We start from the raw sequence: 22,134 nt of genomic DNA, 5'->3' as shown, positions 1-22,134 counted from the left end.
GCTGAGGCCCCAGGAAAACGCCGCTTTGTCCGGTTCGAGATCACTCCTGAGATCCGGGTGTTGCTGGCGTACTGGCACGGCAACGCCTCCGCGGTCGTCGACTTCAGACCGCTTGCCTTGCTTCGCTCGCCCCGACCCTCACCGAGAAGTTCGGCCGGCGTCGACGTATCAGCGCCTCCGACGACGTCCGGCTGTCGGCCGTACGCGTGCGCGTCCGGCCGACAGCCGAAGGCCGCCCAGTGTTGCTCCGGCAGTGCTCAGGGATGGGCGACCGACGGACTCACGGCGTCGAACACCATGACCCCGGCCTCGGGATCAAGGAAGAACGTCGCTTCGAACGCTCCCCCCGTCACCTGGGAGGTGAATCCCTCACTCACCTTCCAGGCCACCCCCCGGGGCACCCTGGAGGAGATCCCCGCCAGAGTGGCCGGAGCCTCCCCGGTCGGCACCCAGTCGTGCTCCTGCTGGAGCCGCTCGGCATCAGCCTTGGCCAGCTGCGCCACGCCCGAGACACGGAAGTCCGTGGGGCCCGCCATCTCCGACGGCCTCCCGAAGTCCTTCGTGACCCATTCGACGGCGGTGATGTCCCCGAGCTCCGGGAATCGCTCGAGAACCGGCTCCTTGTCCCGCTCGATCGGCTGCGCCGGCTCCGCCGTCTCCGGCGAGCGGGCCGAGGACCCTGCAGGGCTTCGGACACTCGCCGTGTCGGCCACACCGCTGCCGCAGCTGGTGATCAGTGCCAGTGCCGCGACCAGCATGACTCCCCTGCGCGTCCGACGGACGTCACCGCGGGCCATTGGTCATCACCGTGCTGCTTCCCACGTCTCCCCTGTTCCATGTGACGACTCGGGTGAGTGATCCGTTCACCATGAACGGTTTCGCCCAGCCGGGCGTAGCGAAGCGGCATTTCTCGTTGTCCGACGCACCCGATGCCTGTCCTTCATATCCTTGTTGAAGTCGTAGCGGTCCACGGCGTGGACCGTGATCGTCATCGTGAACTTGTCGCCCTGTGACGTGACTTCGGCGCTGCCCCCGATCTTTTCATCACCCAAGGTCTTGTCCCAGTTTTCGGTCTTTGTGTACAGGCCGGCGCCCGTCATGCTCCGCAGAACCTGTGCCAGAACGTGAGTTCGGACAGCACTTTCGTTCCCGAGTCCTGCTGAGCCGGGTCGTGCGGGTCAACGCGATGTCGGCTGTGGGGGTGTGGTGGTCGTCAGAGTGGGATCGGTAGCTGAAGGTCTTGCGCGGACGACTGCTTGGTCGCCCCGGGGCCCGAACAGGTGCAGGATCTCCGCAGCGGTGGTGTCCGCCGGGCCGAACCAGTGCGGTTCTGTGGTGTCGAACTCGGCTACTTCGCCAGGGCGGAGCGTGTATTCGTGGTCGCCGAGGATGAGGCGCAGCTCGCCTGCGAGGACGTAGAGCCACTCGTATCCCTCGTGGGTGACCAGCTTCGGCTCGCGGGGCGCGAGGATGTGCTTGAACACCTGCACCCGGCCCGGGTACTGGGTCAGGGGCACGAGGACGCTGCCCTCGGTCTTGCGCAAGGGCGTGAGATGCACCCGGGGGTCACCGGTGGCCGGTGCGGCCACGAGTTGGTCGAGTGCGACGCGGTACGCGCGCGCAAGGGGGATGAGCAGGTCCAGCGTCGGGCGCCGTCCGCCTGATTCGAGGCGGGACAGCGTGCTCACCGAGATGCCGGTCGTGGCCGCCAGCGCCTCCAGCGTGAGTCCTTTGTCGCGGCGCAGCGTGCGCAGTCGCGGACCGATGCCGTCGAGGATCTGCTCCAGTTCTGCGTCCATGTAGGTCAGTCTGCACTTGTTTGCGGTCTTCGCAAAAATGCTGGTCGGTGGCGGTCGCTCTGCCTGAGCCTGGCCGGGCAGGTGCTCCCCGATGTGAGAGGCGAACCATGACCGCGACGACGATCCACCCAGTTCAGGCCGTTCTGAGCGCGCGCAGGCGCTGGAGCGTGCTGGCGGTCTGCTGCCTGAGCATGTTCCTGGTGGGCCTGGACACCACCATTGTCAACGTGGGCCTGCCTGCCATCGGGCGCGGCCTGGGGGCCGGCATCCGCAGTCTGGAGTGGACTGTGGATGCGTACACCATCGTCCTGGCGGGTCTGCTGATCTCCTCGGGCGCGCTGGCGGACCGCTTCGGACGCCGGCGGGTGTTCCAGTTTGGGCTGATCGTGTTCGGTGTCGCCTCGTTGGTCTGCGCGATGGCGCCTTCGGTGGGCTGGCTCGTGGCGTCCCGGGCCGTTCAGGGTGTCGGTGCCTCCATGCTCAGTCCCGTGGCCCTCGCGATCGTGGTGAACACGATGCCGGACCCGAGGGAGCGGGCCCAGGCAATCGGCGTCTGGGCGTCGGTCTTCGGGCTCAGCATGGCTGTGGGCCCGGTCATCGGCGGCGCACTCCTCACCGGGCTCGGCTGGCGGTCGCTGTTCTGGATCAACGCTCCGGTCATCCTGATCGCCCTGGTGCTCAGCGTGGTGTTCGTGCCCGAGTCCCGGGGGCCGCGGGCCCGGCGACTCGACATCCCGGGGCAGGCCCTGCTGAGCGTGGTCATCGGCGTCGGCGTCGGCGTCCTGATCGAGGGGCCGCGCATCGGCTGGACGTCGCCGGCGGCGCTGGCCGCCTACGGCTTCGCGTCCCTGGCGGCGGTCGCTTTCGTGTGGGTCGAGTCCCGCCGGTCCGAGCCGCTGATGGATCTTCGACTGTTTTGCAGTCCGCTGTTCAGCAGTGCCGTTCTCGGGGCCGTGGCCGTCTTCGTCGCCCTGAACGTCACGTTGCTGCTCAACACCCTCTACCTGCAGCACACCCGGGGATTCTCGCCGCTGGCCGCCGGGGTGGCGACCCTGCCCATGGCCGCCGGAGCGACCGTCTGCGCCCCTTGGTCCGGCCGTCTGGTCGGTCGTCTCGGACCGAGGCTGCCGCTGACCATGGCCGGCTTTTTCTTCACGGCCGGCGGACTGTGCCTGGTCGGGCTCGACCGGCACACGAGCCTGCTCCTGCTCCTGGTCGCCTACCTGCTCGTCGGCATCGGCTTCGGCTTCGCCAACGCGCCGATCACCAACACCGCCGTCAGCGGGCTGCCCCCGGCCCGCGCCGGCGTGGCCGGCGCGATCACGTCCACCGCGCGACAGGTCGGGTCCGCGCTCGGCATCGCCCTCGCCGGCGCACTCGTCGCGCATGCCGACCCGGCAGGGCTCGCACAGGCCTCACGCCCGGGCTGGATCCTGGTGGCCGGCTGCTGACTCCTCCTGTTCCTCCTGGCCCAAGCGGCGAGGCCGAAAGGGTGAAGAAGTGCTCTCGGAACTCGGGAACTGTTCGAACTGGGATCAGTAACGGCCCGCTGCTCAAACTGCCGAGCAACCGCTGTCCGTTGTGGCGAGCAGAACCACCGGGTGCGAGTCAGCGGGCTGCCGCGCGGACACCTCGTCCTGCTGGACAGGAAGAGGTGTCCTTTTCTCCTTGGGCCGGGTGGGCAAGCCTGTCGGTGCCAGGGGACCGCCACTCGACCTGCCGTGGACAGGACGACCGGAGTCGGAGATGCCGGGCGGTTCACCGAGACCGGGCTGGCTTTGTTCACGAGAACGGGTTCTGGCTCAAGTAAGCCCGGCGACCCAAGAACCTCCCTCCACGTTCATCCCGACTGCGTCGGGTATACAACGAAGCGCCTCACGGTGCACGCTGGACCAAGACGTTCACCGACCCCCGGCTCTGCGCGGCCATCGTCGACCGCCTCACCGTCAACGGCACCATCATCGAGACCGGCACCGACTCCTACCGCCTCGCCAGCACACGAGCCCGAGCCGAGGAACCCGCCAAGGCCGGTTGACATCTGCTGCTGCCTGTCTCGACGGCCGCCGCCCTGACGGGCGGCGGCCGTCCGGCATTCGCGGTCACGATCGTGCTGCCCTGTCTCGAGATTCGAGCGGCTCAGTCTTCAGGGCTGTCGTCATCGATGGGACGCAGGCGACGTCGGGCCTCCTCTAACCGCTCGTCGTAGTCAGGGAAGAACAGGGCGGGAAGCATCTTGTCCAGCTGGCCGGCGATTCTATGGATCGGTGCCCATGCCGCTGGATCGTCGACTGTGTTGCTGAGGTTGGTCATCTGCAACCGCTCCAACCAGTGCGACAGGATCGTCGCTTCATCGCGGGTGAGCTTGATCGTGATCTCTGGGTCTTCCATCCCGGCCCCGCCCCTTTGAACAGGCGACTCAATGTTCGACGGCACAACCTACTGATCGCCAGGTTCGTGAGATCGACCAGCCTTCACTGGGACCGGACACGATGAGGCAGCACCGCCTGTCTCTGGTTCATCGCCGACGGCCCCTACGTGGTCGAAGTCGGCGAGGGGAACAGCACCCGGATCGTCGTCTCCGTGCCACTCGATATGTGTGAAGAGTGGTCAGTGAGTGTCCGCGCGGTCCAGGTCGGCCAGCAGCCTTTCCACGTCGGTCATGAGTGAACCGTAGACGTGCCAGGCACCCGGCTCGGTGAGGGTGCCCCGGCCGATCATGTCGGTCATGGTGTCGTGCCAGGCCAGCGCGCCGTCGATTGCTCCGCGCAGGCGTTCACGGGCAGATGTGTCCGGTGATTCCGGTGATTGCGGTGAGCCGGCTGCGGGGCCTGATTCGACGAATGCCTGGACGGCCGCTCCTGCCAGGTGGAGGGTTTCGGCGTACCGGTCGAGGAACTGGTGCCCCAGGTGGTGATCGGCGTGGTGGTCGTGCGCGTTGTCCGCCAGGGTCCGTGCGATTCCGCGTACTTGGATCGACACGCCGCGCAAGGCCGCGAATGTGTCGTTGAAGGTCGTCTCCTTGCGTCGCGTGTGCGCGACGCAGCGTGTGTTCCATCGCAGGCTCTCGTCGGCCTGTCGCACCTTTTCCTCTGCGCGAGTGAGGCGTTTGTCCAGGTTGCGCGCCTGGTGCAGCCAGTTGTGGGCCTTCGAGGTGAGCTGTCGCCGGGAGAGGCCGGTACCCATGTCGTGCAGCAGTGTTCCCATGGAGCGGGCCAGGTCGCGTACGGCGGAATCGGACTCGTTCAGGTAGAGCGGAGGCAGGACGAGCGCGTTCACCGCGATGCCCACGGCCGCGCCGGTGAGCGTTTGGAGCGCGGGGGATACGAGACTGCCCAGGGGATCGGTTGCGGTGGCGGCCAGCGCGACGACTGCGGTGGAGGCGATCTGGAGACGGTCGTCAGCGGTGCGGCGGGGGCCCGCCAGGACCGCGATGACCGCGATGACCGCGACGGCGCCCGCGGTCGGTCCCAGCAGCCGGGCCGTCGCGAGGGCGAGGACCAGCCCAACAACCCTCGCCACTACACTTTGTGTCGCCTTGGTCACGGATTGGTAGACCGTGGAGGCGTTGACCATGAGCAGGGCCGTGGCAACCGCCATGTAGGGCCGCCCCTCGGGGGACCAAGGGGCCACGATGCCCCAGGTGAGCAGTGCAGCGATGAGGGTTTTGGAGCCGTGCACCACGTGGTCGGCCCGTGTGGTGCGGAGTCGGCCGGTGAGGCGACGTATCGGCTGTGTCATCGCCACCGGCACGCTCCCCAACTGGATGATTGAATCTTGCACGACATTGATAATGGCATCGTTTGTCCCGTTTTGACCTCGTGACGTCGGCCACGGTCACTCGTGGCGCCACCTGGGTGCGCTGCCGTCGCTGTCGTCGCTCTGGCCCGTCACGGTCGGCGTCGGGCGGGCGGCCGGGCGGGCCCTCAGGTGTGTGCCGAGGGCGAGCCTCCGGGGGGCCGCGATCAAGGGGGAGGTTCAGGGTGCTCCGTCCAGGAATTGAGCGAGGTGGGTTTCGAGGTCCAGTGCCTCGGTTTCCCTGCCGACAGGCACGAGCTGGTAGGTGCGGTGCAGCCACCGCTCGACCGCAGGGAGTGAGGCCGTGAGGTGGGCGGACCCGTGGGGGGAGGACAGGAGAAGGTGCAGGAGAGCCTCGGGGCCGGTCTCGGCGGGCCAGACCCGCACGTCGCCCTCCCCGCTGAGGGCCTGAGTTCCTGCGGCGAGAAGGTCGCGTGCGAAGACCCACGGGATCAGGCCCTGGAGACCGTCCCGGAAGAGGAGCTGCACGGCGAGCGGGTCCTGCGATCTGTAGAGCAGGCGGGTCGGTATGGGGATCGGCTCACCCAGAGGGGACGCGAGTTCCATGTTGAGCATGTGCTCTACGCAACTGGTCATGGTTCGACGTGTGTTGGGGCCGGGGGCGCCGGGCCCGGGCGGCAGGATCGGTGCCCGGACCCGGCGCTTGCCATGGTCCGTGCGGTCAGCGGAAGATGCCGTGGTCGAAGCCGTGCGCGTTGCCGGTCACGGCGACCCATGTGCCGCGCTCCCACTGGTAGAAGCGGTGGTTGTCGAAGCGGTAACGGTGACCGTGGTCGTCGCTGTACCAGTACCGGCCGTCGCGCTCCCAGCGGCGGTGGCCGTCCCAGCGCCGGTCGCCGTGGTGGCCGTTTCGGTCGCTCCGGCCATCGCGGTAGCCGTCTCCTCGGTCGCCATGGTGGTTGCCGGGCGGCGTGGTGCTCGGGGCGTGGGAGGAAACCGTGGCATGGCTGACCGCAGGGTTCGGAGCTGCCGAGGCGGCGCCGCCTGCTGTCAGCAGGGTGCCGGCTACGGCGGCGAGGGCGACGGCCGTGGTGGCGGCGCGACGTCCGAAGGTGTGATTCATGGTCTTTCTCCTTGTTCTGCGCCGGAGCCCTGTGGGTGGGGCCCTGGCGGCGCCCCGTGGTGGTGGGGCACAGGTGACGCTACCCCCAAATAAGTTGAACATTGAACTTTATCTTCTGTGACATATTTCATCACCTTTAGGGCTTTCTTCGGCTCCCAGACCGTCCCGGCTTCCGGTGCGTCCAGTAGGGTCTTGCGTCGCTCCTCCAGCTCACCGGCCCGCAGGGCTTTCCCCTGCTGGTGCGCCCACCGCCCGAGGCATATCGGCCCGACGACGGTGGAGGACGGCGGCCGGGCCGGTCGTCATACTTCGGGCGGCCGTGTGCGAACACCCGTAAGACTTAAGTGGGTTGGCGGCACCGTCTGGGGACGGAGGAGAGTTACGTCCGTGGAGCGATCCGCCCGCGGTCCGCGAGCTGCGATCTTCGATGCCGAACGGGCTGCCGGGCCCGCCGGATCGAGGAGGTACACATGTCCCACAGCGTCATGGGCGCGCCGATGGGTGTCGGACGGCTCCGTACCGCGTGGCAGGCCGCGCACGAGCCGGTGCCCGGAGTCTCGGTGTGGACGCGGCGGCTCGCGTACGCCGTTCCGCTGGTCGTGCTGCCGTCCAGTATCTGGCAGTTGCCGGCGGTGTTCGACAGCGGGTTGAGCGTGGGCGAGCGGTTGTACGTCCCGATGCTGTCGGTGGTGTCCGAACTGCTGGCGTTCACGGCGATCGGGCTGGTCGCGCGGTGGGGTGAGGTGTTCCCGGGGTGGCTGCCCGGGCTGCGTGGCAGCCGGGTGCCGGTGAGGCTCGCGGTCGTGCCCGCGGCGCTGGGGGCGACGGTGCTGACCGTGGTGTTCTCGCTGTTGAGCCCCATCACGACGGTCATGGGGATGACCATCCGCGGCGACGAACTCCCGCCCGACGCGCCCGGGCAGGGCACCGGGGTCGCGAGCGTGTGGTTCCACTCCTGTTATGCGCCGCTGGTGCTGTGGGGGCCGCTGCTGGCGGTGCTGACAGTGGCGTACTGGCGGCGTCGACGCGGGGGTGGCGTGTCGGCGGCTGCTCGCTGATGTCCTGTGTGGACGCCGCCGCACCCCATCCGGTGCGCAAGGACGAGCATCGAGCGCACCGCCCCCAGCAGCCGGATCCGCACCGCGGGCCGGAAGTCGGCCGCTGAGACCACCCGGTGCAGTGCACTCGATGGGGCCGGCGCGCAACGACGATGTCGTGCACTTTCTGCGTGAGTGCACGACATCGCTTCGGGAGTGCACGGCATCGTCGGGTGCGTATCGGTATCTCCGCACTGCCCTCGACCAGCCGATCTCGGAACTCGCTCAGCACTGAATGGTCGAACCCCGGGTCCTCGAGCTCCAGACCGAGGGCGTACGTCCAGTCGATACGGGCCCTGGCAGCCAGGACAGCCTGATGGTCGGAGAGCCCCTCGGCGAACTGCAGGAGCGACACCAGAGAGAGAACCGCCGCAGACAGTGCCGGCCGAGGGGTGTTCACGAGTACACGTGACGTGCGGCGACAAGAGGCTCTGAAGATCATTCCCCGTGTGCGTGGTGATCGTTCCCCGAGGGCAAGAATCGGTTCCCGCTCTCTCAGGAGTGGCGGTGATAAGCCTTGTTGGCGATGCGCCAGCCGTCAGCTGCACGGACCAGCAGGAAGATATCGGTGAACGTGTCTGCCCCGTGCGAGAGCGTCATAGTGGCCGTCGCGACGGTCTCGTGGACATCGATGGCGTCGATGCAGCGAGTGCGGGTCGGTTTGTCCGGGGCCGGCTGGCCCTGGAAGAGGGTGCAGTATTCGTCCAGGCGCCAGGAGACGAATTCGCCGTCTCGGATCCCTTCGATGTGGGCGGTGGGAAGGAACGCGTTGCGGAAGTGGGTGGAGTCGCCGGTGGCGTGTCCGCGGATGTAGGCGCGGAGCGGTTCGAGTACGGCCTCCTCCACGGCGGGGACCGTGGCGGCAACAGCGATATCGGCCTCAAGAGCAGTAGGGTTGTCGGCCAGGCCCGTTGCGCTGCGCAAGGGGGTGTTGGACGCGGCGGCCAGCAGAGCCATGTCCTTGGCCAGCGCACCGATCGTGAATTCGGCCGTGGCAGCTGTTGGCTCATCGAGGAGGAAGTGTCGCTTGCGGGTCACGAGCCCGCCGAGTTGGCCGAGTTCGAGGACGTCCAGCGTCTGGGTACGGGGCAGGGCGAGGGCGTCGGCTTGCCGCAGTGAGTCGCGCAGCGCGAGGACGGCTCCGGCGAGGCTGTTGTTGGCGATCAGTTTGAGCGCGGCGGCGGTGGAGGCGTCGTCCACGCGCCGAACGGTGCCCAGCGTTTCCAGAACCGGTCGAACTCGGTCAAGTGTCTCCTGGTCGGCGGCGGCGAGGATCTGCAGGGCTCCGGCGGCAGCAGACGGCACCGAGCCGAGCAGAGGCGCGTGGACGTAGGACGGGCCGAGTTTCCGGGCCAGCCTCGATGCTTCGGCGGGGGCGATGGTGCTGGTGTTGAGCACGATCGAGTCGGTTCGCAGTGAGCCACGGACATCGTCGAGGACTTGTTCGCAGGCCGGGCCGTCGAACAACGTCAGGAGGACGAGGTCTGCCTGGGCCACGGCCTCGTTCGGGTCGCCGGTCGTCTTGACGGTGCCTGATGTGCGCCCCGAGCGTGTCCAGCCGACGACGTCCCAGTCCTGGGCAACCAGGCGTGTCGCGATCGCGCCGCCCATGCGCCCCAGACCGAGGACGGCGATCGTGTGCGATGTGGTCATGCTCGCCACAGTGGTGCACCTCAGTGGATGCGACAAGCGCAGATTTCGCATGCCCGCCCTGCGGGGCCCGCATACTGACTGGGCATACTGCCGCCATGGACTTGACTGTGTGGCGGACCTTCGTGACCGTATGCCGGGCTGGCCGACGAAGTGCGCGATGGTGCGGGCGATGCCCGGAGCAGCGGCGGCGGGGGCGTCCGTGGCCCACGCGCGGATCGCCATGAGGTAGATGATGCCGACCTCGTCCAGGGCGAAGGAGTCGGCGCAGGGCTCGGTTGGCTTTGTTCACGGGTTTGGGCAGCGGGTGCTCAGTGGTTTGGGAGGCACCCGGACTGTGCCGTGTTCGATGTTCGTGAGAAACGACGGCACTCGGCCGTCGGCCACAGCGCCGCGCGAACGCCGCAGCCCTGGGGGAGCGGACGTCCTCAAGTACGGCATTGGTCATGGCCCAGTGGCCTACTGGATGATCCAGCGGTGCGGGTGGCTGGGCTCTTCGGGGCAGGCGAAGATGTTGAGTTCGCCCCAGCGGCCCACGGTGACCTCGGTTGGACGGGCGTACATGTGTGTGGGCAGGTCCTGTTCTTCCAGTGGCTTCCAGCTGCCGCTGCCGCCGTCCCATTCCGAGCTGTCGATGGTCAGCAGCAGGTGCATCGGTGTCGAGCAGGTTCGGCAGTTCATGGGGGATGGGTCGGTGGCGTGCCAGGAGGCGAAACCGCCGGCACGCCAGCCTGGTGGGGTGGACAGGTCGCACTGGTAGTTCATCGGCTCGGCGGCATCTTCGTCTGTCGACTGCTCGGCCTCCTCCTCCAGCGCTTCTTCCCAGGCGTCGATCCGGGTGCACAGGTCCTCCGGGAGGAGGCCGGCGAACGGGTAGGTGGCCACCTGCTCCGGGTGCAGCACGCACGGCTCGGGCACGTACCCCTCGAAACCGACGACCTGCGGCTGCGGCGGCGCTGTCTGTACCTCGGCGACCTCCCACGACCGGCGCCAGCGCAGGTCGAGCAGCATGCCGTAGCCGGTGGGGCCGTGTGCGTCGAAGGGGCACCAGAACACCTGGAGCAGATCGCAGTCGTCCGGCCCGGCCGGCAGGTCGGGGATGTCCCTCCGGTACAGCTGCGCAAGGCCGATCAGCGGCAGCGGACCGTTCGCAACGGCCTCTTCGACGCGGTGTTCCTGCTCCAGTTGCTCCAGCAGTCGCAGTTCCTCGTCCGTGGGGCCGGGGTTCGGTTCACGGAGCCAAGCGGAAGCCAGGATCTGCCGCTGCCGGTGGATGTCCGCCGGGCGCCGGCCACGCACGTGGCTGTGAGGCTCGGTGCATACCGGCCAGGGTTCGTCCGTCGGCCACAGCAGCGGACCGCCCACGGAACTGTCCGCCACGTCCGGTCGGCCCGGGCGCGGATGGAGCCGGGTGGTGGTGCCCCGGTAGGCCGACAGCTCCGGGAAGAGCGCCTCGACATCGAGCGGGCGCGGTGGTGTGGTCCTCGACATGCACGTGACCTTAGACAGCCGCCGAGCGCCGTGATGCAGCGCCCCCGAAGGCAACCGCCTCTACACCAGTGCTGTCAGAACCCGTGAACATTTCGATTCGCAGGCAGGCGTTGACTGCCTCCCCAACCGGTGCACGGCTGCCGTCCATTCTCGCGAACAGAGGTCACGTCCGCTGGAGTGGTGTATCGACGGCCACTCGGTTCGACCCGTTCCGCATTCATCCCGCACTCGCGCAGGCGCTGGCACCGGCAGGGCGCCTGCGCTCTTCGGGGCGTGCCGGGATGTCAGACCGGCCGGATCGGGAGAGTTGATCCGGCCGGTCCCGGCCCGGGACACCGCCGCCGGTGCCGTCAGTCGCTGTAGACGCCGACCTCTTGGAGTGAGTAGCCCCACTTGGTGCCGCGCTCCAGGCCGTGCATTCGTACGTAGCGCGCCGGAGTTCGGGTGAACCATGCTGTATCCAGGCCGCCGTCACCAGCGGCCGTGGACCATGCCGTCTGCCAGCTCTTGCCGTCCTGCGACAGTTCGATGCGGTACGACTTCGCGTATGCCGCCTCCCAGTCGAGGGTGACGCGCTTGACCGGCTTCGCGGATCCGAGGTCGATCTGCAGCCACTGGTCGTCCTGCCACTCGCTGGCCCAGCGGGTGTCCTTGTCTCCGTCCACGGCCTTGCCGGGAGCGAAGCTGACGAACGGGTTCCACCACTCCGACGTGGACGCCGAGGCGGCCGCACCCGAGGCCAGATTCACCCCGGACCTGTGCTTCTCGGCGTTCCCCCAGGTGCGCAGGTACGACTCGGCACCCGTGAAGAGGTCGTCGACGACCCCCTGGCCGCCGACGATCCGGATGTCCTCGATCCAGTCCGGGACCATGCCGTAGTGCGCCGCGCCATCGGTGTTGAAGTCCCACGTGCGCTCACCGGTGGTCTGCTTGTCGATCACCGAGCCGCCGTCCGTGCTGCGGAAGGGGTACTTCACCGGGTTGGGGGTGTCCCCGCCCCGCGGGCCCGGCCAGCCGCCGACGCCGTTCATGTCGGTGCCGTAGCCGTAACCGACCTGGTACTTCTCGCGCAACGCGTCCGTGCGCCCGGCCTCCGCGCTGAACGCCGCGGAGCCGCTCATGTACTGGGCGGCGAACCCACCGAGCTTGTAGAGCCGCTCGGTCCACCCCAGGTCCATCCAGCTGTGTGAGGAGATGACGCCCGGGTACGACTCGGACTCGAGGACATCGAAGGCCTGATCTGCGGCCTTGACGCTCATGTGGTCGACCTCCAGCATCATGTGGCGCTTCATCAGCCCGCGTACCGCGTACTCACCCAGGCTGGTCAGCCCGCGGGTGTTGCACTGCGCGCCCGAGGCGTACGAAGGAACGGCCACCCCCTCCGGCAGTTGCTTCTCCGCCTCCGTCGCCACCGCGTTGCCGATGGGGTTGTCGTGCTGCGGGCCGTGGCAGGTCTCCGTCTTCCAGAAGGTGCCGGTCGACAGGAACTGGCCCACGTTGATCGCCGTACCGAGGGCGCCGGAGTCGTAGCGCACCCCGCACAGGGCGTTGTCGAACTTGTGGCACAGGAACATGCTGCTCACGCCCAGTTCGTGCAGCTCGTCCAGGCCGCGGTCGATGTCTTCCTTGCTGCACTGCGCGATGTCCAGGATCTGCTTGCAGCCGAACGGCTCGGAAGTCTCGACCCCCAGGACGACAGCCAGCTTGCCCTGCTCGATGACCTCGCGGGCCTGCGCACTGTTGGTGACGATCCGGAACCAGCCCTTGCCTGGGCCGCCGTACATCTTGTCGATGAAGGCCTGCATGTCGTACGACTTCTTCGCCTCAAGACGGATGGCGGTCATCTCGTCGCAGCTGCGGTCCTTGAAGAAGTAGACCGAGCAGATCACGCCGTTGGTGACCAGGTCGTTGACCAGCACCCGCTGGCCGCCGCGCCATGCCCGCTCGATTTCGGCGTAGTAGTTCTGCTGGTGGGTCAGCGAGTCGTGGGCGGGCCAGTCCTTGAAGGTGGGCCACCCATTGGGGTCGTGCTTGCCGTCGCCGCCCTTGGTGACGAAGTCGAAGATGGCGAGCGAGCCGTCGGGGTAGTGCTCGGGGCAGTCCTTGAGCGCATCGGCGACGCCCTGCTCCGAGAATGGCTTGCCGCAGATCAGCCGGCCGCCGAAGCCCTCGTTGGCCATGATGTGGTCGTGGGCATCGACGAAGCCTCTTACGCGGCCCTGGGCGTCGGTGCCCTTGAAGGGCTCGCCCGTGACGTCGATCTGCGCGTCTGGCGTGGGCCGTGCGGTCGGCGTCCACCAGCCGGGGTCGGGCTCCGCCGCGGAGCTGGGCATCGGGCCTAGTACCAGGGCCATCACGGCGAGGAGCAGTGACACTACCGTGAGGGATCTGAGTCTGCGGCACGGAGGTTGAGCCATGGTCATCACTCACTTTGATTGACATGTGCACTCAAGTTACTGACGGGTTTTCAGAATCGTGACCACCGTCGGCGGAGTCAACGGTCTGAGCCAAAAAACATGAGGATTTCTCAGCTTTGCTGAACTCGTCTTCGAATTCATTCAGTTGAGGGTTGGTCGAGAAGTCGAGTGGCCCGGCCGGACAGACCCGCGTCCGGCCATCGTCAAGCCACGCTGCGGATGCGGTTGACGAGGAGGCCGCCCATGAGGATGACCAGGGACGCGGTGGCTGGAGCACCTGCTGCAGGAGGCGGACATCGCTCGCTCTCCCAGCAGGCCGAGTTCGCTGCCTTCACCAGCCTGGCGCCGCGTGCCCTGCTGGGCGAGGGATCGAAGGCCGGTGCCGCGATGCGGCGGTTGCGGCAGCGCCGACCTCGCCCAGCTTGCCGGTATGTCCCCGACCGTGTTCTCCCGAAGCCAGGTCGTCGAGGCGGCTTGGCTCGAGGAAACCGACGGGCTCGCACCCGCCCGCTTACGACGGCCGGCTGCACCCCTGCGACGCCTGCTCAGCGAAGGCTGGGTTGTCCGGCCGCGACTGATTCTTCGCATTGGCAATCCATGCTGCGAGGATCGCAAGGGTACGCAGCATGGCATGCGCGACCTTCGATTCGTTTAACAGGACACACCAAAGTGGCTTGTTAAACGTGATTCTGACGCTTCCTCGTTCGAGGGGAGAGGGTGTGTTCTGGTGCGGGTGCCAGGAATCGGACATTCACAAACGCTACTTAGCCGTTCGGGTGCGAAGATCGCGGCGTGGCGTCGTGGCGGCCGTAGTTTCGTCACGCTGTTGCCCGCGCTCAAGAGCCAGGAAGTCACGGCCGCCTCCAACGGCCGGTACCGCCTGCCGCGGTGAGGTGCTTGGTGAGCAGGTCGCCAAGGCGCAGTCGGTTCAAGGTTTCTCCGCCGCCTGCAAGAGAGCGTCCCCGGCCAACTACTGATGACACCGAAAGGACTTTTGCCCGCATGCCTCTGAAGACCACGCTCCGCCGAACACCGCTCATAGCGCTGGCCGAAGCCGCCTGATCACCGGGCTCACTGCGGAGTCCGCCCCGGCCGCCGCGCCGCAGGGCAGTGACGGGCTGTGCTCCGTCATTGCTTTCGGCACCGCTGGTGTCTCCGCCCAGAAGGGTGGCCGCCAAGCCCTACGTGCTGCTCCGCCGGGCCCTTGAGCGGAACGCAAAGGCGGCCGTACTCCGGCCGCTCGGGCAGCAGGACCGCGTATGGGTCCCCGAGCGGTTCGGTCAGCCATGAGGGAAGCGCGGGCACAGGTCTCCCCGGTGATCACAGAGCGTCGCAACTCCATGATCACCGGGACCTGTGCCCGTTCTGTTGCCGGTATCCCCAACCGCACCTATCCGCGCGACCTCTTACCGAACTCCTTGCCCGAGCACTCCGCGAACGGGGCCGCGACGTCGAAGTTGAGCACCTCCACGTCCTTCTTCCCCGCCGTGCTGAAGACGACCGTCTCAGGCGGCCGTCGAGGGTCAGGCCGTGGGGCTCGTGATGACCGCGAATGGGGCCCCGAACGGGTCGAGCAGCATCGCGAAGCGCCCCACGCCCTCGGCGTCCGTGGCTGGGATGATGACGGTGGCTCCCCCATCCGAGGCCCGCGAGAGTGTGGCGTCGCAGTCTTCGACCTCGAAGTACGGGTGCCATTCGGAGGTCGATCCGGCGTCCAGGTTCCCCTGGGCCAGCTGCATGAGGCCGCCGTGCATGGTCTGCGCGCCGCCGCCGGCGGGACTGGCGATGGTGTAGACGACACCTTCGCCCATGGGCATGTCCCGGGTCTCCCACGACAGGACGCTGCCGTAGAAGTCCTTCGCCGCCGCGGAGTCGGTGGTGTACAGCTCGATCCAGCTGACGCTGCCGGGCTCGTTGACGAGCTCCAGGCCGTCGGTGTCCCCGGGCTGCCACACGGCGAAGTCGGCGCCCGCCGGGTCGGTGAAGCCAGCCATCCGCCCGGCCGTGAAGACGTCCGTCGGAAGGAAGCGAACCGAGCCGCCCGCCTGCTCGACGGCCTTGGTAGTGGCGTCGGCGTCCACGGTGCGGAAGTACACCGTCCACGCGGAGCTCGCACCTTCCTCCGTCAGCGGGCCGACGGCGGCCACCGTCCGGCCGTCTTTCCGCAGGAAGCCGTAGCCCCCGGCCTCGGGTCCCGCGGAGACGAACTCCCAGCCGAACACGCCCTGGTAGAAAGCGACGGCCGCGTCGATGTCGGGGGTTCCCAGGTCGAGCCAGTTCAGCCCGCCCGGGACCTGCGTGGAGGTCAGCATGAGGTGCTCCCGTCGTGTGTGGTCTCCTCCAGGGCCGGCGGCCCTGGAACCTGCCTTCAGGGTGGCAGCGGGCGCCGCCCCGAGTGGCGCACCAGACGCTTTGGGCCAGCCATTCGGCCCTGCCCCGACTGCGAGTGAGTCAAACAGGACCCTGATCTGCCACCGTCGACTCACCGAATGAGATGACTTCTTAGCTTGACTCTGTCGGGGATCTTGAGGTGGTCGAGGTTAGCTTCCGAGGGTTCGCCAGGACTTCGACCGGGGCATTTCACGCTGGTCCAGGAAGGTCTGAAAGGCGGTCGGCGGCGGGGTGAGGGAGCTTCCTCGGTCACTGGTCGGCCGCTGAGGCGCTCGATGTTCACGGCGATGGCCGTGAGCACGTGTTGCAGGTGGGCTTTCGGCTGTCCTCGGTAGCGGCAGTGGCGCATGCCGTGTCCGTGGGCGAACTCGTTGATGGTGCCTTCCACTGAGGAGCGGACCGCGTAGCGGGCCTTCCAGCCGGGGGTCTGCTGCTCGGTGCGGACGCGGACTTGCAGGTCGCGGAGCTCTCGCGGGGGCAAGCCCACGTTCCGGGCGCTATCGCGGGAGCTGGTGCACCGGGGCGGTCCGGACACGGCTGGCACTGGCCCTTGGTGAATCGCGCCACGATCAGGGTCGGATAACGCCCAGCTGCTCGATGGACTCATCCACGAGCACCGACAAGCAGCCTGATACAAAACACCTGGTCAACGCGCCAATCCGAGGATTTCACGCGGTACAGGCCCCGCGCGGGGACGACCATGCGTCCCCGCGCGGGTCAGGCTGCCGGCCGGTCAGGCGTCGGCGATCGGGCTGGTGCCCAGGCGGACGTTGTCGATCGCCCAGTACCAGTTGTTGCCCGCGTTGAAGATCCGGAAGTTGACCTTCGCCGAAGTGGCCTCTGCCGGGACGGGGCAGGAAAGCCGGACGAGCCGGTTCTCCTGGTCCTTGCCCTGGTTGGTGTTCCCGGAGGTGGCGCTGCTGTAGTGCAGCAGCTGGACCTTGGCGCCGGTGTCGAACTCGACGGTGACCTCGGCCTCCTGCGGGCTCTCCTGCCGGTAGTGGGAGTCGAAGCCCAGGTGGAGGGTGGAGGTGCCCGACGGGATGGTCACCGCCGGGGTGGTCAGGGTCGAGTCGAACTTGCCCCGCCCGGACGGGCTGCCCGTGTCGTCCCAGTCGTCAGGGTCGGCGACGGCGACGACGCCGAGGGCTCGGCTGAAGTTGGGGCGGTCCTGCCCGCCGGGGAACCAGAACTGCTTGGACAGGAAGGTCCAGCCCTGCAGCTCCCGGGTGCCCTGTGGCATGGCCGACGCGTTGGTGACCGTCCAGCCCGCGGGGGTGGTCCGGGTCCAGCCGAGCAGGCCGGGCCGGCTGAGATCGGCCGCCGGGGCGAGCGCGGGGGCGACGGACTCGAAGTCCTCCGCGAGCAGGTAGCCGATCATGACCGGTCCGGTCTTGGCGGACAGGGACGCGGCCGCCTCCATGGCGCCGCCGCGCAGCTTCGCCGTGACGGTCGCCTTGAGGCTGCCGGAGGCGCGTGCCGCTGAGACAGGCACGACGACGTCCCACTCCAGGCGCGCGGACGAGCGGGCCGGAACGGACGCCGGCACGTCGCCCTTGGGGGTGGCAGTCCAGCCCTCCGGAAGGGCCAGCGTGGCGGCCAGGTCGGTGAGGGGGGTGCCGCCGGCGTTGGCGACGGTGGCGGTCACGGTGACCGACCTGCCCGGCGAGAGCACGGTGCCGTCAGTCCCGGGCGAGCTCGCCGGGCCGGTCAGCGTGACGCTCATCGCGGGGGCGACCTTGGTGTGGACGCGCGCGTCAGCGAGCCTGAGCAGACCGTCGCCGTCGGCGTACGCGGCGACGACCAGTCGGCCGGCGGTGGCGTTCTCGGCCGGTGTGACGGTGAAGCGCACATCGGCCGAGTCCCCGGCGCCGAGCACCGTCGGCGCCGCACCGGCCCGCTCGACCGTCCAGCCGGAGGGGGCGAGCAGGGCGAGCGAGAGCCCGTCGAGCCGGACGCTGCCCTGGTTCCTTACGGTGACGACGACATCGGTCGGGTTGCTCTGCGCGAACGGCGTGTCCAGGGACGGCAGCGACCCGGGCAGGCCGATCGTTGCGGCCAGCGCCGGAGCCGTACCGGTCGCCGGGTCGGTGACGCCGGGCTTGCCGTCGGCCAGGTGGCCGGTCATGCGGCGCAGGAACGCCGGGTCGTCCTGGTCGACGACGACGACGTCGTACCACCCGTGATCCGGGAGGTGGATCGGCACGGTCTGGGTCTCGCCGGGCGCGAGGGTGACGGTCTGGACATGGTCACCGGCGTTGCGCGGGTAGACCGACTCTCCGACCAGGAGCGTGCGGGTGGCGGTGGAGGGGTTGGAGCACAGGACCTTCACCTGGCCGGGGACGGCCTGCTCGACGAGGTACGCCTCGGCGCCCACGCCGCTGCCGCGCAGCTCCCAGACGGACCAGCCGGGGCCGCGGACCTGCAGGTCGTAGCCGTCGGCGCCGTACCCGACCGTGTTGTCGGCGGTCCCGCCCGCGGAGACGGTCCACGCGCGCGGGGCGGTGCCGTCACCGGGGTAGGCGGTGAACGTGGCGGCGGTGGTGCCCTCGTTGCCGAGCCGGAGGCGGACGTCGGAGCCGGTGACGTCGGCCCGTAGGGACAGCCGGTACGGGGAGGGGCGCGTCGGGCGGGTGCCGGCCTCCTGCTCCGGGAGCGACTGGTTCTTCGGCGGTACGGGGTTCCAGCGGCCGACCCGCGCCGGCACCGGGCCGGGCTGCTCCACCTTGGGCTGCGCGTATCCGCGGTTGAAGTCGAAGGCGGAGGTCAGGTCGCCGAACACGCTGCGGCGCCAGGCGCTGATGTTGGGCTCCTGGACGCCGGTCCACTTCTCCAGGAACCGGATGACCGAGGTGTGGTCGAACGCCTCCGAGCAGACGAAACCGCCCACCGTCCACGGCGACACGATCGTCATCGGCACGCGCGGACCAGGGCCGACCGGCTTGCCGTTGAACCAGTCGTCGCTGTTGCCGGAGTCGGGCCGGGACGCGACCGGGGCGGGCACGTGGTCGAAGTAGCCGTCGTTCTCGTCGAAGTTGATGAACACAGCCGTCTTCGACCAGGCCTTCGGGTCGCTCGCGATGGCGTCGAGGAGGTCGTAGATGAGGTTGGCGCTGCCGACCGGGGTGGAGGAGCTGGGGTGCTCGGAGAGCGCTGCCGTCGGAACCAGCCAACTGACCTTCGGCAGCGTGCCGTTCTTGATGTCGGACTTGATCCGCTGGACGAGGGTGTCCGGCTCGGAGCGGTAGGCGCCCCGCATGAACAGTCGGCGCTCCGTCTCGGTCAGTGAGTCGACGCCCTGCTGGAACTGGGCCAGCGCGGCCTTCCGCTGCTCTGCGGTCTTGCTCCAAAGGCCGTCGTAGAACTGCTCGGTGGTGGAGTACTGGCCGCTCACCTTGGAAAGGATCTTCCGGCCGATCTCCTTCCAGGGCCGGAAGTACTCCACCGCGTTGTCGGTGAAGTTGTCCCACTCCTGGTAGATCTGCCAGGAGACGCCGGCGGCCTCCAGGCGCTCGGGGTACGTCGTCCAGTCGTATCCCGGGTGGGTGTAGGAGTACGCGGCGTTGGTGACAGCCCGGTTGACGCTGCCCGGCTCGTAGCCGGTCGTTCCGGTCCACAGGTAGTTGCGGTTGGGGTTGGTCGAGCCGTAGACCGAGCAGAAGTAGGCGTCGCAGATGGTGAAACGGTCGGCCAGTTCGTACTGGAGGGGGATGTCGCGCCGGTCGTAGAAGGCCATGGTGCTCTGGCCCTTGGCCGCGACCCAGTCGTTCCACCAGCCGTTCGCCCGGGCCTGGATGCCGTCCGAGAAGCCGTGCGCGAGCGAACCGAGGTACTGGATGTCGCTCTCGGGGCGGCCGGCGTCGACCGCCGCCTGCCGGGCCGAGAACGGCAGGACCTCGCCACCGCCGGACCGCGGCTGCTCGAAGGCCGTGGCCCCGGTGGGCAGACGCAGCGGCGTACGGTCGCCGAAGCCGCGCACACCCTTGAGAGTGCCGTAGTAGTTGTCGAAAGAACGGTTCTCCTGCATCAGAATGATCACGTGTTCGATCGCGCGCATACCGCCGCTGGGCATCGGCGCGGCCATCGCCTGAAGCAGTGACGGGGGCAGAAAAGAAAGTGCGGTGCCACCGGCGAGGGCACCGAGAAGTTTGCGACGAGAGATATCAGACATGCCGCGGAGGCTAGATCGCCTCCATGAACACGATGTAACCCTGAGTGGCGGAGCTTCGCCAACTGTTCGCTCAGCGACATCAAACGTTCCGCCCGCCGTTGCATGGCCAGGCGGTGATCCACGCCTCGATTACGGGCACCGGCAGCGCGCCGTAGCCCTGCCCGGCCCGGTAGGCGCCGGGCAGGCGGGCCAGGTAGGAGCCATCCGACCGGCGGTACTGGATGGTCGGGCGGCGCCAGGCGGAGGAGCGCACCAGGAACTGCGCGCCGGACGCGGCGACGTCGCGCAGGAACTCCGCCGCGTCGAAGCCGGCGTCCGCAAGTAGCAGCATGGAGGCGTTCAGGCCGCTCATTCTTTTGGTGATGATGTAGGTCGGTTGGTTGCCGGTTGGTATGAAGCGTCTGGTTTCACCGCCCTGCTGCGCCTGCTACGCCCAGTGGAGTCCGAGGTTGGCGAGGGCGGCGAGTTGGTCTTGGGTGAGTCGGTGGCGTCGGCTTTTTTGGTTGCTGAGGAACACGCCGAGTCGCACAGACGTGCCGTCTTCGAGGTGCTCGGTGTGCCCGCGCGGGACGACGGTTTTTCTTTCGCGTGCGATGTACTGGGTGAGTGCCTGTAGACCGCGTTGGAAGGCATCGGCGCCGCGCCCTGCTCCTGTTCTTGCGGGGCGTGGCACGTGGGCGGCAGAGGGCCGTACAGACGGCTTCACGCCCAGCTCACTCAGCCGCCGTTGCTGCTCCGGGTTGAGGCGGGTCCAGTCCCGGGCCTGGGAGGTGAGCCAGCGTCCGATGTCGTCTCCGCGAAGCGTCACGCTGGGCACGATCTCCTCCAGGTGTGACTGGGCAGCCGAGTTGGCACCGCTCGCCAACTTGGGTGCGGAATCGGCGCCGCCCTGATCGATGACGCTCTCGACGAGACCCGCCGCCGAGACATCGGCGTCGGGACGCAGCCGGTCGGCGATGCCCAGCACCCCCACCGGGACCTTGTCGAGTAGGACCAGGTTGCGGTCAGGGCTCCAAGGGTTGCGAAGCTACGACTGGGCGACCGTCGAGGTGGGGGTGCGGCACTCGGCCCGACGGGGCGCGGCTCTGGCCGCACCGGCTGCGGGCTTCGAGCATCTGTTGCACGGTTCCACGTCACCTCCACCGCTGCCAGGAACCGGAACCAGCGCAGCAGGCCATAGATGTAGGAGAGCGACAGGAAGCCGCCGTGCTTCCACAGGCCACGAGCTCGCGCAGGAACTCGCTCTCCGGCGCGATCGGCAGCCCTGCGCCGTCCAGCACCTGCCAAGGCAGGGAGGCATCTCGGGTCTCGACCACCCTCCCGACCCGCGGCACCACCAACCCAGCAGGGCTGTTCTCCGGAGGACAAGCATCCTGAGCCATCGCATCTCCGCCCACGTGTCATTGCTCCAGACGGAGACTCCTCGCTTACCCGATCGCGAAGGCGGAGGACACACCGATAGTGCGGTCAACGGGTCGGTGGACGGCCTTGCCCGAATACGACAGGCGGAAGGAGAACAGGTAGCAGGTCACCAGCTCGCCGGCGAGGCGGATCGTCACGTCGCCGAAGTCGACCTCCGCCTCGTGACCGGGCTGGTGGGTCTGGGGGACGAACGCCTCCAGCGGCGCCTTGCCCGAGTCGACCAGGATCTCGGGCTTCCGGGCCGCGACGTAGTAGCGGACCATCCCGTAGGAGACGTCGGCGCTGTGTTCCTCGACCAGCCGGTGGAAGATCCGGGTGACCGTATGACGCTGCTTGCGCGGCGCGTCCAAGTCCGCTCGCAGGATCTCGTCGATCACCGGCTTGTAGCGGTCCAGCCCGGTCGCCCTCGGCGGCAGCTTCTTGCGCGGCTCCGGCCAGGCCGAGTCCAACGCCTCGATCGCCTTCGCGGTTGGCAGTGGCATCTGGTCGAGCTCTTCGTCAGTGACCGGCACAACCTGGTCCCGGGTGAGCTCGTACCGTTCCTAGCCAGTGTGCATAAGTGAGTCCTGGGCCCACTGCTGCGTACTGGGCGCATCCCGAACGGTGTTGGATGCGCTGGGTCCCCGCTTTCGCGTCCCGCTCGGCGCCGGCTCTCCGGGGGGCCGGTCCGTTGTGGGTGGGCGGGTTCCCTCACGCCCCCGGTCACCTGGTCCGGCCTGGACGGTCCGATGCCCCGCACGATCGCTCCGGTCGTGCGGGGGCGGTGCCGTCCTTCCCCAAGCTCTCAACTCCGTTCGAGCAGGGGATACCCCATCCC

At 68.3% G+C, this 22,134-nt stretch carries 18 protein-coding genes and 3 pseudogenes; 3 read left to right on the top strand and 18 right to left on the bottom strand.

From position 1 onward, the window contains the following. Nucleotides 1-257: 257 nt before the first annotated feature. The 3 genes from AB0N06_RS22000 to AB0N06_RS21990 all read right to left on the bottom strand — a co-directional run bounded on the left by AB0N06_RS22000 (nucleotide 258) and on the right by AB0N06_RS21990 (nucleotide 1,799). Nucleotides 258-758, bottom strand: a complete 501-nt coding sequence (locus AB0N06_RS22000; RefSeq protein WP_366136377.1) for a hypothetical protein — start codon at nucleotides 756-758, stop codon at nucleotides 258-260. A 105-nt stretch (nucleotides 759-863) separates the two neighbouring features. After that, on the bottom strand, nucleotides 864-1,100 hold the full coding sequence (locus AB0N06_RS21995; RefSeq protein WP_366136376.1) for a hypothetical protein: 237 nt from the start codon (nucleotides 1,098-1,100) through the stop codon (nucleotides 864-866). A 78-nt stretch (nucleotides 1,101-1,178) separates the two neighbouring features. Beyond that, nucleotides 1,179-1,799, bottom strand: coding sequence for an XRE family transcriptional regulator (locus tag AB0N06_RS21990; RefSeq protein WP_366136375.1), 621 nt, complete (start codon nucleotides 1,797-1,799; stop codon nucleotides 1,179-1,181). 107 nt (nucleotides 1,800-1,906) lie between these two features. On the opposite strand from AB0N06_RS21990, the gene AB0N06_RS21985 reads away from it, so the two are divergent. Both AB0N06_RS21985 and AB0N06_RS21980 read left to right on the top strand, forming a co-directional pair. Continuing rightward, a complete protein-coding gene (locus tag AB0N06_RS21985) occupies nucleotides 1,907-3,250 on the top strand; it encodes an MFS transporter (protein WP_366136374.1) in 1,344 nt (447 codons plus the stop codon). A 413-nt stretch (nucleotides 3,251-3,663) separates the two neighbouring features. Further along, a pseudogene (locus AB0N06_RS21980) lies at nucleotides 3,664-3,834 on the top strand (ATP-binding protein); the annotation flags it as partial. Nucleotides 3,835-3,935: 101 nt separating this feature from the next. Here the strand turns inward: AB0N06_RS21980 and AB0N06_RS21975 are convergent. The 4 genes from AB0N06_RS21975 to AB0N06_RS21960 all read right to left on the bottom strand — a co-directional run bounded on the left by AB0N06_RS21975 (nucleotide 3,936) and on the right by AB0N06_RS21960 (nucleotide 6,678). Further along, a complete protein-coding gene (locus AB0N06_RS21975; RefSeq protein WP_366136373.1) occupies nucleotides 3,936-4,187 on the bottom strand; it encodes a hypothetical protein in 252 nt (83 codons plus the stop codon). 219 nt (nucleotides 4,188-4,406) lie between these two features. Then, the gene (locus AB0N06_RS21970) at nucleotides 4,407-5,579 is read right to left on the bottom strand and encodes an aromatic acid exporter family protein (RefSeq protein WP_366136372.1); all 1,173 of its coding nucleotides are present in this window, start codon (nucleotides 5,577-5,579) and stop codon (nucleotides 4,407-4,409) included. Nucleotides 5,580-5,774: 195 nt separating this feature from the next. Beyond that, complete coding sequence (locus AB0N06_RS21965) at nucleotides 5,775-6,191, bottom strand: SsgA family sporulation/cell division regulator (RefSeq protein ID WP_366136371.1); 417 nt, start codon at nucleotides 6,189-6,191, stop codon at nucleotides 5,775-5,777. A gap of 85 nt (nucleotides 6,192-6,276) precedes the next feature. Further along, nucleotides 6,277-6,678, bottom strand: a complete 402-nt coding sequence (locus AB0N06_RS21960; protein ID WP_366136370.1) for a hypothetical protein — start codon at nucleotides 6,676-6,678, stop codon at nucleotides 6,277-6,279. A 470-nt stretch (nucleotides 6,679-7,148) separates the two neighbouring features. Here AB0N06_RS21960 and AB0N06_RS21955 point away from each other — a divergent pair, with 470 nt between their 5' ends. Next, a complete protein-coding gene (locus tag AB0N06_RS21955) occupies nucleotides 7,149-7,736 on the top strand; it encodes a hypothetical protein (RefSeq protein WP_366136369.1) in 588 nt (195 codons plus the stop codon). Nucleotides 7,737-7,974: 238 nt separating this feature from the next. On the opposite strand, the pseudogene AB0N06_RS21950 reads toward AB0N06_RS21955, so the two are convergent. From AB0N06_RS21950 to AB0N06_RS21900, 11 genes and pseudogenes are all read right to left on the bottom strand, one after another. Next, nucleotides 7,975-8,163: pseudogene (locus AB0N06_RS21950) on the bottom strand (transposase); the annotation flags it as partial. 107 nt (nucleotides 8,164-8,270) lie between these two features. Next, nucleotides 8,271-9,428, bottom strand: a complete 1,158-nt coding sequence (locus AB0N06_RS21945) for a nuclear transport factor 2 family protein (RefSeq protein WP_366136368.1) — start codon at nucleotides 9,426-9,428, stop codon at nucleotides 8,271-8,273. A 456-nt stretch (nucleotides 9,429-9,884) separates the two neighbouring features. Then, nucleotides 9,885-10,916 carry a hypothetical protein gene (locus AB0N06_RS21940; RefSeq protein ID WP_366136367.1) on the bottom strand — a complete coding sequence of 344 codons (1,032 nt, stop codon included), beginning with the start codon at nucleotides 10,914-10,916 and terminating at the stop codon, nucleotides 9,885-9,887. A 350-nt stretch (nucleotides 10,917-11,266) separates the two neighbouring features. Further along, a complete protein-coding gene (locus AB0N06_RS21935) occupies nucleotides 11,267-13,339 on the bottom strand; it encodes a discoidin domain-containing protein (protein ID WP_366136366.1) in 2,073 nt (690 codons plus the stop codon). A gap of 1,517 nt (nucleotides 13,340-14,856) precedes the next feature. Then, nucleotides 14,857-15,645 carry a VOC family protein gene (locus tag AB0N06_RS21930; protein WP_366136365.1) on the bottom strand — a complete coding sequence of 263 codons (789 nt, stop codon included), beginning with the start codon at nucleotides 15,643-15,645 and terminating at the stop codon, nucleotides 14,857-14,859. Nucleotides 15,646-15,815: 170 nt separating this feature from the next. Beyond that, entirely contained in the window at nucleotides 15,816-16,331 is a 516-nt protein-coding gene (locus AB0N06_RS21925; RefSeq protein WP_366136364.1) for a transposase, read from the bottom strand. 126 nt (nucleotides 16,332-16,457) lie between these two features. After that, nucleotides 16,458-19,895, bottom strand: coding sequence for a phosphocholine-specific phospholipase C (locus AB0N06_RS21920; protein ID WP_366136363.1), 3,438 nt, complete (start codon nucleotides 19,893-19,895; stop codon nucleotides 16,458-16,460). 79 nt (nucleotides 19,896-19,974) lie between these two features. Beyond that, nucleotides 19,975-20,247, bottom strand: coding sequence for a hypothetical protein (locus AB0N06_RS21915; protein WP_366136362.1), 273 nt, complete (start codon nucleotides 20,245-20,247; stop codon nucleotides 19,975-19,977). Between the two features lie 75 nt (nucleotides 20,248-20,322). Beyond that, on the bottom strand, nucleotides 20,323-20,862 hold the full coding sequence (locus tag AB0N06_RS21910) for a helicase associated domain-containing protein (protein ID WP_366136361.1): 540 nt from the start codon (nucleotides 20,860-20,862) through the stop codon (nucleotides 20,323-20,325). Nucleotides 20,863-21,322: 460 nt separating this feature from the next. Next, nucleotides 21,323-21,799: a hypothetical protein gene (locus tag AB0N06_RS21905; RefSeq protein WP_366136360.1), complete on the bottom strand. Its 477-nt coding sequence runs from the start codon at nucleotides 21,797-21,799 to the stop codon at nucleotides 21,323-21,325. Between the two features lie 60 nt (nucleotides 21,800-21,859). Then, nucleotides 21,860-22,134: pseudogene (locus tag AB0N06_RS21900) on the bottom strand (hypothetical protein); the annotation flags it as partial.

It is taken from the genome of Streptomyces sp. NPDC051020 (assembly GCF_040683105.1).
Taxonomy (GTDB): Bacteria; Actinomycetota; Actinomycetes; order Streptomycetales; family Streptomycetaceae; genus Streptomyces.
Note: the sequence above shows the minus strand (reverse complement) of the source record. Positions and strands in the feature narration are given on the sequence as shown.

Bases quoted from the DNA above. Each gene is read 5' to 3' on its own strand.
- AB0N06_RS22000 (WP_366136377.1), bottom strand. From the start codon at position 758: ATGCTGGTCGCGGCACTGGCACTGATCACCAGCTGCGGCAGCGGTGTG.
- AB0N06_RS21995 (WP_366136376.1), bottom strand. From the start codon at position 1,100: ATGACGGGCGCCGGCCTGTACACAAAGACCGAAAACTGGGACAAGACC.
- AB0N06_RS21990 (WP_366136375.1), bottom strand. From the start codon at position 1,799: ATGGACGCAGAACTGGAGCAGATCCTCGACGGCATCGGTCCGCGACTG.
- AB0N06_RS21985 (WP_366136374.1), top strand. From the start codon at position 1,907: ATGACCGCGACGACGATCCACCCAGTTCAGGCCGTTCTGAGCGCGCGC.
- AB0N06_RS21975 (WP_366136373.1), bottom strand. From the start codon at position 4,187: ATGGAAGACCCAGAGATCACGATCAAGCTCACCCGCGATGAAGCGACG.
- AB0N06_RS21965 (WP_366136371.1), bottom strand. From the start codon at position 6,191: ATGACCAGTTGCGTAGAGCACATGCTCAACATGGAACTCGCGTCCCCT.
- AB0N06_RS21960 (WP_366136370.1), bottom strand. From the start codon at position 6,678: ATGAATCACACCTTCGGACGTCGCGCCGCCACCACGGCCGTCGCCCTC.
- AB0N06_RS21955 (WP_366136369.1), top strand. From the start codon at position 7,149: ATGTCCCACAGCGTCATGGGCGCGCCGATGGGTGTCGGACGGCTCCGT.
- AB0N06_RS21945 (WP_366136368.1), bottom strand. From the start codon at position 9,428: ATGACCACATCGCACACGATCGCCGTCCTCGGTCTGGGGCGCATGGGC.
- AB0N06_RS21940 (WP_366136367.1), bottom strand. From the start codon at position 10,916: ATGTCGAGGACCACACCACCGCGCCCGCTCGATGTCGAGGCGCTCTTC.
- AB0N06_RS21935 (WP_366136366.1), bottom strand. From the start codon at position 13,339: ATGACCATGGCTCAACCTCCGTGCCGCAGACTCAGATCCCTCACGGTA.
- AB0N06_RS21930 (WP_366136365.1), bottom strand. From the start codon at position 15,645: ATGCTGACCTCCACGCAGGTCCCGGGCGGGCTGAACTGGCTCGACCTG.
- AB0N06_RS21925 (WP_366136364.1), bottom strand. From the start codon at position 16,331: ATGAGTCCATCGAGCAGCTGGGCGTTATCCGACCCTGATCGTGGCGCG.
- AB0N06_RS21920 (WP_366136363.1), bottom strand. From the start codon at position 19,895: ATGTCTGATATCTCTCGTCGCAAACTTCTCGGTGCCCTCGCCGGTGGC.
- AB0N06_RS21915 (WP_366136362.1), bottom strand. From the start codon at position 20,247: ATGAGCGGCCTGAACGCCTCCATGCTGCTACTTGCGGACGCCGGCTTC.
- AB0N06_RS21905 (WP_366136360.1), bottom strand. From the start codon at position 21,799: ATGCCACTGCCAACCGCGAAGGCGATCGAGGCGTTGGACTCGGCCTGG.